Source organism: Agaribacter flavus (assembly GCF_042646125.1).
GTDB lineage: Bacteria > Pseudomonadota > Gammaproteobacteria > Enterobacterales > Alteromonadaceae > Glaciecola > Glaciecola flavus.
Genome location: NZ_JBHRSW010000006.1, coordinates 126,501 through 139,641, shown reverse-complemented (window position 1 = coordinate 139,641; position 13,141 = coordinate 126,501). Strand labels below are relative to the sequence as shown.

Annotated in this window: 12 protein-coding genes; 4 read left to right on the top strand and 8 right to left on the bottom strand. The window is 43.2% G+C overall.

The annotated features are described in order from the left end of the window. Positions 1–140: 140 nt before the first annotated feature. From ACFOHL_RS04900 to nadC, 8 genes are all read right to left on the bottom strand, one after another. Positions 141–1,040, bottom strand: a complete 900-nt coding sequence (locus ACFOHL_RS04900; protein WP_376919084.1) for an aspartoacylase — start codon at positions 1,038–1,040, stop codon at positions 141–143. Next, entirely contained in the window at positions 1,037–1,273 is a 237-nt protein-coding gene (yacG, locus tag ACFOHL_RS04895) for a DNA gyrase inhibitor YacG (protein WP_376919246.1), read from the bottom strand. The genes ACFOHL_RS04900 and yacG overlap by 4 nt, the downstream gene beginning before the upstream one ends. 29 nt (positions 1,274–1,302) lie before the next feature. Further along, positions 1,303–2,055: a cell division protein ZapD gene (gene zapD / locus ACFOHL_RS04890; protein ID WP_376919083.1), complete on the bottom strand. Its 753-nt coding sequence runs from the start codon at positions 2,053–2,055 to the stop codon at positions 1,303–1,305. 90 nt (positions 2,056–2,145) lie between these two features. After that, a complete protein-coding gene (gene coaE / locus ACFOHL_RS04885; protein WP_376919082.1) occupies positions 2,146–2,748 on the bottom strand; it encodes a dephospho-CoA kinase in 603 nt (200 codons plus the stop codon). Positions 2,749–2,777: 29 nt separating this feature from the next. After that, the gene (locus ACFOHL_RS04880; protein WP_376919081.1) at positions 2,778–3,653 is read right to left on the bottom strand and encodes a prepilin peptidase; all 876 of its coding nucleotides are present in this window, start codon (positions 3,651–3,653) and stop codon (positions 2,778–2,780) included. A 222-nt stretch (positions 3,654–3,875) separates the two neighbouring features. Then, on the bottom strand, positions 3,876–5,084 hold the full coding sequence (locus ACFOHL_RS04875) for a type II secretion system F family protein (RefSeq protein ID WP_376919080.1): 1,209 nt from the start codon (positions 5,082–5,084) through the stop codon (positions 3,876–3,878). A 76-nt stretch (positions 5,085–5,160) separates the two neighbouring features. Next, entirely contained in the window at positions 5,161–5,586 is a 426-nt protein-coding gene (locus ACFOHL_RS04870) for a pilin (RefSeq protein ID WP_376919079.1), read from the bottom strand. A gap of 215 nt (positions 5,587–5,801) precedes the next feature. Then, a complete protein-coding gene (gene nadC, locus ACFOHL_RS04865; RefSeq protein ID WP_376919078.1) occupies positions 5,802–6,650 on the bottom strand; it encodes a carboxylating nicotinate-nucleotide diphosphorylase in 849 nt (282 codons plus the stop codon). A 91-nt stretch (positions 6,651–6,741) separates the two neighbouring features. Between nadC and ampE the strand changes: the two genes are divergently transcribed. The 4 genes from ampE to aceF all read left to right on the top strand — a co-directional run bounded on the left by ampE (position 6,742) and on the right by aceF (position 13,126). Next, positions 6,742–7,566 (top strand): regulatory signaling modulator protein AmpE, encoded by an 825-nt coding sequence (ampE, locus tag ACFOHL_RS04860; protein WP_376919077.1) that lies wholly within the window; start codon positions 6,742–6,744, stop codon positions 7,564–7,566. A gap of 72 nt (positions 7,567–7,638) precedes the next feature. Further along, positions 7,639–8,397: a GntR family transcriptional regulator gene (locus tag ACFOHL_RS04855; RefSeq protein ID WP_376919076.1), complete on the top strand. Its 759-nt coding sequence runs from the start codon at positions 7,639–7,641 to the stop codon at positions 8,395–8,397. 77 nt (positions 8,398–8,474) lie between these two features. Continuing rightward, entirely contained in the window at positions 8,475–11,147 is a 2,673-nt protein-coding gene (gene aceE, locus ACFOHL_RS04850) for a pyruvate dehydrogenase (acetyl-transferring), homodimeric type (RefSeq protein ID WP_376919075.1), read from the top strand. Positions 11,148–11,158: 11 nt separating this feature from the next. Continuing rightward, positions 11,159–13,126, top strand: a complete 1,968-nt coding sequence (aceF, locus tag ACFOHL_RS04845; RefSeq protein WP_376919074.1) for a pyruvate dehydrogenase complex dihydrolipoyllysine-residue acetyltransferase — start codon at positions 11,159–11,161, stop codon at positions 13,124–13,126. Positions 13,127–13,141 lie beyond the last annotated feature (15 nt).

Genomic DNA, 13,141 nt, shown 5'->3' with positions numbered 1-13,141 from the left:
TTCACGGCTGTAAAGCAAGGATACTAACGCTGTACTCATCATACAAGGCTGGCCAAATTTGTTTTAAAAATTGGTTTTACGATCAATCGAGTTGATAGGTTTTGCATATTTTATAAACAAATACAAATAAGCCTTGGGGACTAAATTGTAATTTTACTTGCAGTAGCAAAGGCAATATCCAAATGATGGTAAGCTGCCTCACCGATAAAGTGTGGATACACTGTATCTTCATCCCAAGTAATAGTTTTTCCATCGAAGTCCAGGAAACAAGGATCACCTTTGTGCAAAGGGAGAAAGTCCTTTCCGTCGATAGCAGGATGAATCATTGCTGATTTTTTCCCGTTATTTTGCGGGTATTTTATTTCTTCAATTAACTTAAAAGCCTCGACAACAGGAAGTGCAGCGACACTTTGCTCATTCCAAGACTGAATAAATGCAAATATGGTATGCGTTAGCTGCTTGGTCTGTTCAAATAGGGAGGCTTTTAAGGTGCTGTGTGCCTGCGCGCCGAGTTCTAGCATTAAGCCTTTTTTTCCCAGAGTACAAAAATACGGATGGGTCTCAAAAGGTATTTGGTCTTCGACTAAGATGACGGCTTCGGGCATGCGATTCTTTATAAAACGTGCTAAACAAATATGGAATTCGTCCAGTGCTAGTAAAATTACACTTGGCCCCATGTTACTGGTTGTGTTGTGAATATCGATGACTAGATCATACTGCGGATTTGATTTAGGACCATATCGGGCGTTTAAGGATTGTGCCAATTGTTGCTCGTAATTCAGCTCTTTATCGCGCTTGTTTGCATTTGTATTGAGTGCAACATGAGAAAACTGACGATTAAGATCCTCTTCGACATAGCGCGTTCTGTTTTTTATCGCTTTTTCGTTCACCAAGGTAAAGTCAACATGAATACTAGGACTACTTGCTAGTAACTCATCACTGTTTTGTTGCCAGTACTCTACCGCATATACGCCTGACAATTCGTTGCCGTGGGTACCGCCGCTTACAAGAACGGATTTAATTACATCGTTTCGCATCATGACTTAAAAAACTCATCTGTTTGTTCGGCAAGTAAGGCTTCAATATCTTCTACATCAATACTTAAGTTTTCCTTATCGCTAATATCACTCTCAGTTGCTAAGCGATTTTCTTCGTTTGCCCATTCCCCTAGGTCGATCAATTGACAACGTTTCGAACAAAAGGGACGAAAGGGGCTGGTCTCGGCCCAAACGACATTTTGTTTGCATGTGGGGCAGTTAACTTCTGTAGGCATAACTAGTGTGCTCAAATGATTGTCCGCGCTTAACATCGCGCAATTTCAAAACTAATATCTTCGGCAACGGCACCCGTAGTACCTTGCTTGGGGTGCAATTGCATAAATTTGATCCCATATCGATAGGTGTTACCACTTAACACTGGGTAGTAAGATTCTAGCGTTGTACATTTTACCCTGACTAATTCAACTTTGTCTTCTACGTTCCCTTGGTAGAATCCGTTCTTGCCTAGGACTTTGTGAAAACGTCCGCGCTCCCTTAAAAACGTCATGATAATATTGACACTTTGATCGATTAAACCAAGTTGTTGGATCCATCTTTGGATATCGGCTTGGACAATGGCGGGGGCTTGTTTCATCCAACAAAACAGGCTTGGAAGGTCAAAACTTGTCGCGCCGCCAGGAATAGCAAAACGCTGCCTTATGCTAGCAATAAACTTGTCCTCTTTTATGCTTGCGCCTAACTTTTTGTTGAGTTTAATTTGCCCAAGTAAGTGTTGGAGTTGTTGCAGTGTTTTGTCTAAGGCACTACTATCAATTTCAGGGTGTTGAGACCAGTGAATAAGGTTTTTTTCTTGAGCATCAATGTCTTTCATAAAGTCGACGCGTAAGTCTAATCGCTCTACAAGCTCTAGAATGTCAAATAGCAACTTAAAAAAATGTAAAAATTGGTACGTATCTTCAGGCGTGCTCGCAGTATGAAGTTGTTTGAACAATTGCTCTAGTCGCAAGTAATTTCGCACTTTTTCACAAAGTGGGAATTCGTATAGAGCGGTTGTCATTTAATTCTCCCTGCTTTTGTTTTTTGTGTTTCCAAAAGATATCGCATATGCCATTGTGTGGGCTTAAAGCTTATTTATCCAAGGTTGTTCTCAAGTAGAGGCATATTTCAGATATTGTGCATGCAAGGTTTTTACTTGAGCAACTATTGATGCCTCATCATTACTATTATCAATAACATCATCTGCAGCTGCAAGCCTAGTTTCGCGTTCACATTGTGCTTCAATAATTTGTTGGATGGTTTTTTCTGCACTTCCATCTCTATTTATCGCGCGTTGCAATTGAATATCAGGTGGCACATCCACAACTAACACACGCTTTACTAAGTGCACAAGCTTGTTTTCGATGAGTAAAGGTGCGCAGAGTATACAGTAATCCGATGTAGCCTGCTGACATTGTACCTGCATTTCTTGCCGAATGATCGGGTGCAATAGCTGATTAAGCCACTCTTTTTCACTCGGGTCAGCAAATACGTGCTTGCGCAGCCATGCCCGATTTAAGTTGCCTTTGCCATCGACAACTTGCTTACCAAAGTGTTTTTTGATTTTATTAAATGCAACGGTTTCTGGTTCAACTACTTGTCTTGCGATAATGTCGGCATCTATTACGTCTACACCAAGATCTGAAAATAAATCGGTGACTGTTGTTTTACCGCTCGCAATACCGCCAGTTACGCCTACAATATATTCACTCATTCACTACCTGAGCATTGGATAGGATATTCTTAATATAGTAATAAATCTAAGTATGTTTGCGCAATGGTATCGCCAAAGAGTACAGTAAGATAACCGGCCGCAGCTAAGTATGGGCCAAAGGGAATCGCCAAATTTCCGTCTTTATTTTGCTTTAACATTAGAGCGATGCCGATGATAGCTCCGACGACGGAAGACAGTAGAATAATAATTGTTAAATATTGCCATCCCACCCAAACGCCCAAGGCAGCAAGCAATTTAAAATCACCATACCCCATGCCTTCCTTGCCGGTGAAAAATTTAAAAAGCCAATACACGCTAAATAAACTTAAATAGCCAAAGACGCCCCCAAATACGGCATCTTTTAAAAGCTCGGGTGTAAACACGGCATGAGTGAGTAAGCCTAACCAAAGTAAGGATAAGGTCAAACTGTCCGGCAGTAACATTTCATCTAAGTCGATAAAAGTCATCGCGATCAGTAACCAGGTTCCTAAAATAAACGTTAGACCCATTGGTGAAAAGCCGAGTTGCCAAGCGACAATTGAAGATAACACAGCAGTGAGTAACTCTATCGCGGGGTAGCGAGCAGAAATAGGTGTTTTGCAACTCGCACACTTCGCCTTAAGAACTAGCCAGCTCAATACAGGGATATTTTCCCAAGCACGTATTTTGTGTCCGCAAGTGGGACATGTGGAATCAGGCTTGACCAAATTAAAGGTATCACGTGAAGGGAGAGGGGTGTCTGGATTTTGGGCGCTAAATAGTTCGTCTTCCCATTCTTGTTTCATCATCTGAGGCAAGCGATAAATCACCACATTTAAAAAACTACCCACCAAAAGGCTGATAAGGAAAGTGATTGAAATGAAGACTGTGGGAGAGCTTGACATTAGCTCGATGATTTGTGGCATGAATAAGTCCTAAGCGAAAAATCGTATAATAGACAATTAGTTATAGAAATCAATGTGATTAATGCTTGTTAAACCTCGCCCAAGGGAAGCAGTCGAGCATTGTAAAAACGCTGCGAGTACATCCATGTACGCTTATATTTTTCTTCCATGAAAAATATATTTTACAATACTCGACTGCTTCCCTTGGGCGAGGTATCGCAAGCGTATTAGTCCACGCTGAGTTTATACAATAGCACCCATTTGAAATATGGGTAAGTACATGGCAATGATCAGACCACCGATTACCACACCCAACACCGCCATAATTAACGGTTCGAGTAAGCTAGTAAGGCCATCTACCATATCGTCGACTTCTGCCTCGTAGATACTGGCGATTTTGGCTAGCATATCATCCACGGCGCCAGACTCTTCACCAATGGCAATCATTTGTGTCACCATATCTGGAAACACGCCGGTCGCTCTCATTGCAGTATTCATTTGCGTGCCACCCGCGACTTCTTTGCGAATAAACAATATGGCATCCCTAAATACAGCATTGCCTGAAGCACCTGCAGCCGAATCAAGTGCGCCAATAAGTGGCACACCCGCAGTAAATGTGGTTGATAAGGTTCTCGCAAACCTTGCAATAGACGCTTTCTTTAAGATTTCGCCAATGACGGGGATACGAAGAATTTTTTTGTCGACAGAATCGCGCAGTTTAATCGATTTTCGATGTGCTCTAACGAATACTACGCCGCCCGCAACGAATCCCGCAGCGATAAATACACCATAGTTTTGCACAAAGTTTGATAGCGCTAGTACCATTTGTGTAAATGCAGGAAGCTCAGCGCCAAAACCAGCGAATATTTCTTCAAATTGAGGGACAACAAATACCAATAATATGGTGGTAACAATAAAAGCAACCACCAGTACTGCGATGGGGTAAAACATGGCTTTTTTGATTTTGGACTTGAGTGCTTCTGCCTTTTCTTTATATAAAGCTATTCGGTCGTAAATAGTTTCGAGCGCTCCCGATTGCTCACCTGTCTCGACGAGATCACAGTATAAATCGTCAAAGTACAATGGGTGTTTTCTCAAGGCTGAGGACAAAGGGTTGCCCGATTTGACTTCTTCGGTAATTTCGCCCATTAGTTTGCGTACACCACCATTTGCATGGCCTTGACCAATCATTTCTAAACTTTGGATTAAGGTAACGCCCGCCCCTAGCATTGTGGCTATTTGCCTTGATACTACACATATGTCAGCTGCCGTAATCTTTTCTTTCTTTTTGAAAAGAGGTTTGGCTTGCTTGCGGACTTTGGTCGCAGATATGCCTTTCTTACGTAGTAGGCTTTTTGCTTCAATCAAGTTACTGGCAGAAATTTCTCCATTCTTACTCGCACCCTTCCTGTCAGAGCCAACATAGGTGTATGTTTCTAGTGCTTTAGCCATGGTGCTTCCTCACTATCATTGCTTTTTAAACAAGAAAGCCCAGACTCGCTGGGCTTTGTATGCTTACCTTTGCTAATTAGCAGTATTCAGTTGGGTCACACACTGTTGCCCAAGTTACTTGACCGTTTGCAAATGTTGGCGTCATTGTGATTGTCGCAGGACCAGAGGCTGCAGCATTTTGAAGGTTTGAGTTAGTAGAGGCTGTCGCAGTTATCACGCCATTGGCGGCAGTGGCAACACCTGGAAGCGTCGCAGTACCAGCGATATCTGCAGGTACACCGTTTTGGTTAGCTTGACAGTTTGCAACGCTGCTATTAACTTGAGCACAAACTTCAACAGCAGACTTGGCTGATGCTGTAGCGTTAACTACTTCAGTCATACGTGCTTTGTTTGTATAAGTTTGGTAAGCAGGCAGAGCAATAGCTGCTAGAATACCGATGATTGCAACAACAATCATTAATTCAATAAGGGTAAAGCCTTTTTGTTGGTTAACTTTAGACATGATAGATTCCTCTCGTTGCGTTGATACGCTTTCACAGTTACAAGTTAGTTAATACACATTGCGAGAGAACTGAAAGTGTTTGCTGCCTCTCTCAACTTGATCGGAAGTATAAATCTGTCGAATGGCTTGTGAAGTATGTAGACGCATACTTAAGTCTTGGTTTCGACACCGAGAAAGGCTAAAGTTGAATAATATTACTTTTTAACTATATGATTTTATTCAATAAGTAAAGATAGGTCTAATGCGTGGACATGTTTGGTCAACGCACCAGAAGATACGAAATCTACCCCTATTTTTGCCAACTCTTTTAGTCTCGTCTCGGTTATATTTCCAGAGACTTCAAGTTTACAGGCTTGCTTATTGAGCTCTACTGCCTCCAAGATCTGTTTTGTATCAAAATTATCTAACATGACAACATCAGCTTGCGCATCGATGGCTTCTTGTAGTTCATTTAGGTTTTCTACCTCTACTTCTACCAATTTTTCCGCGTCAACCGAGCGCGCTTTTTGAATAGCTTCAGCAATACCACCGCAGGCGGCGATGTGATTTTCTTTAATCAAGAAAGCGTCAAACAAACCTATGCGGTGATTGTGGCCTCCACCACATTTGACGGCGTACTTTTGTGCGAGTCGCAAGTTGGGAATCGTTTTTCGGGTGTCTAGCAATTTTGTATTTGAGTCAGCGAGCATGCCTACATATTTGCGAGTCGTTGTCGCTGTGCCGCTCAAAGTCTGCAAAAAATTAAGTGCTGTGCGCTCTGCTGTCAATATAACTTGTGCTCTACCGGATAGTTTTGCAAGCACTTGATTTTCCGTTACCTGATCACCATCTTCTACTTCCCATAGAATGTGTACACCCTCATCGAGTTGTAAAAATGCTTCACTGGCCCATTCAATACCACAGATAATACCTGGCTCTCTTGCAATAATTTGTGCAGTGACACTTGTGTGTTCGTCTACCAATTGAGCGGTAATATCATTGCTCAATGACACACTACCACCTAAATCTTCGGCGAGCGCTTCTGCAACGTCTTTTTTAATGTTTTTTGTAAAGTCTATAGACATAGTTGTTTAATCATTCTTTTTGTGAAAAACCGATTGCACCTTTGGCACGTGCAATTATACTCAGTTTATATTTTTTCTTAAGACCAAGTGTATGACATTATTTGCATTACTTATCGTGATGGCTTTGGAACGCGTGAGTAAAAAATCAGCGATGTTTCACATTGCAACGATAAGCCAGTTGTATTTTAAACTATGGATCGACAAAGGGAACTTGCGCGACAAGCCAAATTATTTATGGGTTGTTTGCATTGCGGCGATTCCGGCGATACTGTGCTTTATGCTGTTCGCTTGGTTGCCTTTGTTTTTTGAGTTGTTGGTCAGCATATTAATTTTGTGGGTTTGTTTAGGCTGTCCAGTTACCCGTAAAACTTATAGAGACTATTTAGCTGCCGCAAATAGGGGAGATTTTCAGGCGTGTTCATTGCACAGTATGAACTTTGGCAACCAAGGAGGTGAGCTTGATAATGTTGGAAAACAGCTTGTCTTAGTGAATTACAGACAATATACCTCTGTTATCTTGTTTTTTGTTGTGCTCGGCGCACCAGGTTTGGTGTTCTATTCGATCGTTAAAGAACTGAGTATCCAATGCAAAGAAAAGCATGGACGAGTAGAGGACGAAACTGCGGCAGATAAAATTTTGTTTGTATTAGATTGGCTTCCTGTACGCTTTACTACTTTTGGTTTTTTGATAGTGGGTCACTTCACAAATGCACTTTCTGCCTGGTTACATATTGTTCTGGAAACTAAAATTAACACTTACGACGCATTAGCGAAAGTGGCTGTTGCCGCAGAAGATGTTTCTAAATGCGACAAGCATTTAACTGAACCTTTACAATTAGTTAAGTTAGTCAAACGAAATGTCGTATTTGTTTTAATGGCTGTGGCTGTCGCGACTATGGTCGGATTAGTGCGATAAAAACTTTACCTTAATTTCAATATGGCCTACACTGTTTGGTTAATTGGTATTACCATTAGCTAACAGGATAGGATGACAAGCTTAATTAAGCAGCCCAAATTGTCCGATGTCATTACTGAGCAACTAGAGTCTATGATTTTAGACGGCACCCTAGTTGCCGGTGAAAAACTCCTGCCTGAACGCTTATTAGCTGAGAAATTCCAAGTATCGCGCCCATCTTTGCGAGAAGCTATTCAAAATTTAACCGCAAAAGGCCTGATTGAGCGAAAACAAGGAGGCGGTACTTTTGTCTCTCAGAGTATGAATCGCAACATGACCGACCCCCTCTTAGCGCTTGTTGCTTCCCGTCCAGAAACTCAGTTTGATTTGTTAGAGTTTCGCCATTCTTTAGAAGGTATGGCGGCTTTTTATGCTGCTCTTCGCGGTCAACCCGATGACTATCAAGCTTTGCAAGTGGCTTTGGACGGTTTGCCTATGAAAGGTGAAGGTGTTAATGCAGATGAAGAAGCGCAAGCACTTGCCAGTTTTTATTTAACCATGGCAAAGGCCGCGCACAATATGGTGTTGTTGCAGGTCATGCAAACGATGCAAGAAATGCTAGTGGACAACATAAAGCGCAATTTATCCATGCTGAGAAGTGCTACCGACGTTGAAGTGCAAATTTCGGAACAGCGCAGAGATATTGTGCTTGCCATTGTGAGTGGCGATCCAGTTAAAGCAAGAAACGCGAGCCATAAGCATTTGGCTTTTGTTGAAAAAACCCTGTTAGACATAAATAAACGAGACGCCAATGTTCAGCGCTCGTTGAGACGAATAATTACGACCGAATAAGCCGCAAGGCGACTTTTTAACAAGCCCGATAAGTTCAACTTTTCGGGTTTATTTAAACAGAAGAATAGGAAATAACTATGGCTGAAATGAAGCAACCGGATGTGGATCCAATCGAAACACAGGAATGGTTAGATGCATTAGAAGCAGTGTTAGAAGAAGAAGGCGTAGAACGCGCACATTACCTTCTTGAGTCCATGATTGAAAAAGCACGTCGCAGCGGCGCGCATTTGCCATACGACGCGACAACTGCATATTTAAATACTATCCCTGTTGGTCAAGAACCCACAATGCCTGGTGACCAGACCATAGAGAAAAAAATACGCAATGCTATTCGTTGGAATGCATTGATGATGGTACTTCGTGGCTCTAAGAAAGATTTAGAACTGGGCGGGCATATCTCTAGTTTCGCTTCCTCAGCCATGCTTTATGATGTCGGTTTTAATCACTTCTTCAAAGCACCAACCGAAGACAATGGCGGTGACTATCTATTTGTCCAAGGTCATGTCTCTCCTGGTATATATTCTCGCGCTTATATTGAAGGACGCTTAACTGAAGAACATTTAGATATGTTCAGGCAAGAAGTGGACGGTAAGGGTTTATCGTCTTACCCTCATCCAAAGCTTATGCCCGAATTTTGGCAGTTCCCTACGGTATCGATGGGACTAGGGCCAATGCAGGCCATTTATCTAGCCCGATTCTTAAAGTACTTGACCAACCGAGGATTGAAAGACTGCTCTGATCAACGAGTTTGGTGCTTTATGGGGGACGGTGAAGTAGATGAGCCAGAAAGCTTGGGTGCGATTGGTTTAGCTTCGCGCGAAAACTTAGACAACCTGACCTTTGTCATTAACTGTAACTTACAACGTCTAGATGGTCCTGTGCGTGGAAATGGCAAGATTATTCAAGAATTAGAAGGCACTTTCCGCGGCGCAGGATGGGAAGTGATTAAAGTCATCTGGGGGCGTTATTGGGATTCACTACTCGCAAAAGACAGTTCAGGTAAATTACACGATTTGATGAACGAAACCGTTGACGGTGAGTACCAAAATTACAAGGCCAAAGGTGGTGCGTTTACGAGAGAAAACTTCTTTGGTAAATATCCCGAGTTAAAAGAGATGGTTGCAAACATGTCTGATGAAGACATTTGGCGCCTTAACCGCGGTGGTCACGATCCAGTTAAAGTGTATGCGGCATACAAAAAAGCATCTGAGACAAAAGGTCGCCCTCAGGTGATCCTTGCTAAGACCGTAAAAGGTTATGGTTTGGGTGATGCTGGTGAAGGTAAGAATATCGCGCACAACGTCAAAAAAATGGAAGCTGAATCTGTAAAACAGTATCGCGACCGTTTTAATATTCCTCTTTCCGATACAGAAGCTGAAAATCTCAGCTATTATAAATTTGAAGAAGACAGCCCTGAACTTAAGTATTTACGAGAAAAGCGTGAAGCGCTAAACGGTTATATGCCAAGACGTCTTCCGCAAAGTAGTGAAGCCTTACCAGCGCCTGATTTAAAAGCATTTGAAGCAATTACTAAGGGCTCGGGCGAACGAGAGATTTCCACAACGATGGCTTTTGTGCGTGTATTGACCGTTATGCTTAAAGATAAGCAAATGGGTAAACGCGTTGTTCCCATCATTCCTGATGAAGCCAGAACGTTTGGTATGGAAGGGCTATTCCGTCAAGTGGGCATATACTCAAATGAAGGGCAAAAATACATCCCACAAGATAAAGATCAGGTTGCCTATTACCGCGAAGACAAAAAAGGTCAGGTATTGCAGGAAGGTATCAATGAGTTAGGTGCGATGTCTTCTTTTGTAGCCGCAGGTACGTCTTATTCTCTTAATGATTTGCCCATGCTGCCGGTTTACATTTATTACTCCATGTTTGGTTTTCAACGTGTTGGCGATATGGCCTGGGCAGCGGGTGATTCACAATGCCGAGGCTTCTTAGTAGGTGGCACGGCAGGACGCACTACCTTAAACGGAGAAGGTTTGCAGCATCAAGATGGGCATTCACATGTGCAAGCAGGCTTAATCCCTAACTGTGTGAGCTATGATCCTACTTACGGCTATGAGGTGGCTGTCATTGTACAAGATGGTATTCGCCGCATGTTGACTGAACAAGAAAACATTTTCTATTACCTGACAGTAATGAATGAAAACTATGCTCAGCCAGCTATGCCAGAGGGTTGTGAAGCAGGTATTTTAAAAGGCATTTATTTGCTTGATACGGTCGGTGATGAAAAGTCCTCTAAAAAGGTGAAGTTGCTTGGTTCGGGTACTATTCTTGTTCAAGTAAGAGCCGCAGCGGCATTACTTGCTGAAAAATATGGTGTAACGTCGGAAGTATACAGTGTACCGTCGTTTAACGAGTTAGGTCGAGATGGTTTGGATTGTGACCGTTACAACATGCGTAATCCGAGTGCAGAGCAAAAAGTCCCTTATATCACTGAATTACTTGCTCAAGGCTTTGATGCGCCGACTGTTGCCGCAACAGACTACATCAAGTCTTACGCTGAACAAGTACGAAACTATGTGCCGGGTCCGTACAGAGTACTTGGAACAGACGGTTTCGGGCGCTCTGATAGTCGTGAAAATCTGCGTAGTCACTTTGAAGTCGATGCGAACAATGTTGCCTATGCGGCACTTTACGAGTTGTTTAAAGCCGGTGATTTAGATGCGAAAACACTCGAAAAGGCGCGCTCAGAGCTAAATATCGACGGCGACAAAATTAATCCACTATACGCATAGAGAGACGAAAAATGGCAAATCTAGTTGATATTTTAGTTCCTGACGTTGGTGGGGATGAAGTAGAAATTATTGAAGTATGCGTTGCCGTTGGTGACGAAGTTGAAGCAGAAGCATCTATTGTGACTGTGGAAAGCGACAAAGCGAGTATGGATATTCCGATTCCCTTTGATGGCGTAATCAAGGAAATTAGTGTTGCCGTGGGTGACAAGATAAAAGAAGGCGACTTGCTAGGTAAAGCTGAAGAAGCGAGCGCTTCGACTGATAGCAAAGCAGTAGAAGCGCCAGAAGCACCTAAAGCTGAGCCGCAAGCCGCAACCGCGCCTGCAGATGCACCTGCACCTGCATCATCCGGTGGTTCAACAACTGTTGAAGTAATGGTGCCTGATATCGGTGATGCCGAAGGTGTTGAGATCATAGAGTTACTTGTCAATGTTGGCGACTCGGTTGAAGAAGAAGACGGTTTAATTACCTTAGAAACTGATAAAGCAACAATGGATGTGCCGGCACCACAAGCGGGTAAAGTGGTCGAGTTAAAAGTAGCAGTAGGTGACAAAGTGTCAGAAGGTTCACTGGTACTTGTACTTGAAACAGCAAGCGGTGCAAGTGGCGATAGCTCTCAGTCGGCTGCGCCAGTAGATAAGCCCGTAACTGACGCGCCTGTCGCTTCTTCTGCATCGTCCGAAAGCAAAACCATCGAAGTGACGGTGCCTGACATTGGTGATGCGAGCGATGTAGAAATCATTGACGTGCTTGTGAAAGCGGGTGACTCTGTTGAAGAAGAAGACGGTCTAATTACGCTTGAAACAGACAAAGCAACAATGGATGTACCTGCACCAGAGGCGGGTAAAATCGTTGATGTGAAAGTAAGTGTAGGTGACAAAGTATCTGAAGGCTCGTTAGTGCTCACCTTAGAAGTTGCTGGCGCTGCGCCCGTTGCTTCTTCACCTGCACCAACGGCAGCCGCTGCAAGCGCGACAGCATCCGCTCCAGCGGCACCAGCACCGGTTGCAAAGCCTGCACCGGTGACAGCGGCGCCCGCCTCTAAAGGGACGGGTAAAGTGTATGCCTCTCCCTCCGTTAGACGAGTAGCCCGTGAATTTGGTGTGGACTTGAGTCTTGTTAGTGGCTCAGGTCGTAAAGGTCGCATCGTTAAAGAGGATGTGCAAGCGTATGTTAAGGCGGAGCTTGCTAAGCCTCGCGGCAGTAGCGCCTCGGCTGCGAGTGGTGGTGGCGGTTTGCAAGTGCTGGCGCAGCCTAAAGTTGATTTTAGTAAATTTGGTGAAATCGAAGAAAAGCCACTAACTCGTATTCAAAAGCTATCTGGTCCAAACTTACATAGAAACTGGGTGACGATCCCACATGTTACGCAGTTTGAAGAGGCTGACATTACTGAGCTAGAAGCATTCCGTAAGCAACAGAATGCGATTGCAGAAAAGCGCAAGCTTGGCGTAAAAATTACACCGCTCGTATTTATGATGAAAGCCGTAGCAGATGCGCTGAAAGCTTTCCCAACCTTTAATACTAGTTTGTCTGAAGATGGTGAAGCACTGATTCAGAAAAAATATTACCACATCGGTATTGCCGTTGACACGCCGGGGGGCTTAGTTGTACCTGTCGTGCGGGATGTTGACAAAAAAGGCATTATTGAACTTTCAAAAGAGTTAATGGAAATAAGTGTAAAGGCGCGTGATGGTAAGCTTAAGTCACAGGATATGCAGGGGAGTTGTTTTACTATTTCTAGCTTAGGCGGTATTGGTGGAACGGCGTTCACGCCAATCGTAAATGCACCTGATGTAGCAATATTAGGCGTATCTAAGAGTGAAATGAAACCTAAGTGGGATGGTAAAGAATTTCAGCCACGCCTTATGCTGCCGTTATCATTATCATACGATCATCGCGTAATTGATGGTGCACTAGCATGTAAGTTTGCAGTACATCTTGGTGATGTACTATCGGATATTCGTCGAATTTTGTTGTAATTCGGCTTTGTATGC

Excerpts from the sequence above, each read along its gene's own strand:
- ACFOHL_RS04900 (WP_376919084.1), bottom strand. The coding sequence starts at position 1,040 with ATGATGCGAAACGATGTAATTAAATCCGTTCTTGTAAGCGGCGGTACC.
- yacG (WP_376919246.1), bottom strand. The coding sequence starts at position 1,273 with ATGCCTACAGAAGTTAACTGCCCCACATGCAAACAAAATGTCGTTTGG.
- zapD (WP_376919083.1), bottom strand. The coding sequence starts at position 2,055 with ATGACAACCGCTCTATACGAATTCCCACTTTGTGAAAAAGTGCGAAAT.
- coaE (WP_376919082.1), bottom strand. The coding sequence starts at position 2,748 with ATGAGTGAATATATTGTAGGCGTAACTGGCGGTATTGCGAGCGGTAAA.
- ACFOHL_RS04880 (WP_376919081.1), bottom strand. The coding sequence starts at position 3,653 with ATGCCACAAATCATCGAGCTAATGTCAAGCTCTCCCACAGTCTTCATT.
- ACFOHL_RS04875 (WP_376919080.1), bottom strand. The coding sequence starts at position 5,084 with ATGGCTAAAGCACTAGAAACATACACCTATGTTGGCTCTGACAGGAAG.
- ACFOHL_RS04870 (WP_376919079.1), bottom strand. The coding sequence starts at position 5,586 with ATGTCTAAAGTTAACCAACAAAAAGGCTTTACCCTTATTGAATTAATG.
- nadC (WP_376919078.1), bottom strand. The coding sequence starts at position 6,650 with ATGTCTATAGACTTTACAAAAAACATTAAAAAAGACGTTGCAGAAGCG.
- ampE (WP_376919077.1), top strand. The coding sequence starts at position 6,742 with ATGACATTATTTGCATTACTTATCGTGATGGCTTTGGAACGCGTGAGT.
- ACFOHL_RS04855 (WP_376919076.1), top strand. The coding sequence starts at position 7,639 with ATGACAAGCTTAATTAAGCAGCCCAAATTGTCCGATGTCATTACTGAG.
- aceE (WP_376919075.1), top strand. The coding sequence starts at position 8,475 with ATGGCTGAAATGAAGCAACCGGATGTGGATCCAATCGAAACACAGGAA.
- aceF (WP_376919074.1), top strand. The coding sequence starts at position 11,159 with ATGGCAAATCTAGTTGATATTTTAGTTCCTGACGTTGGTGGGGATGAA.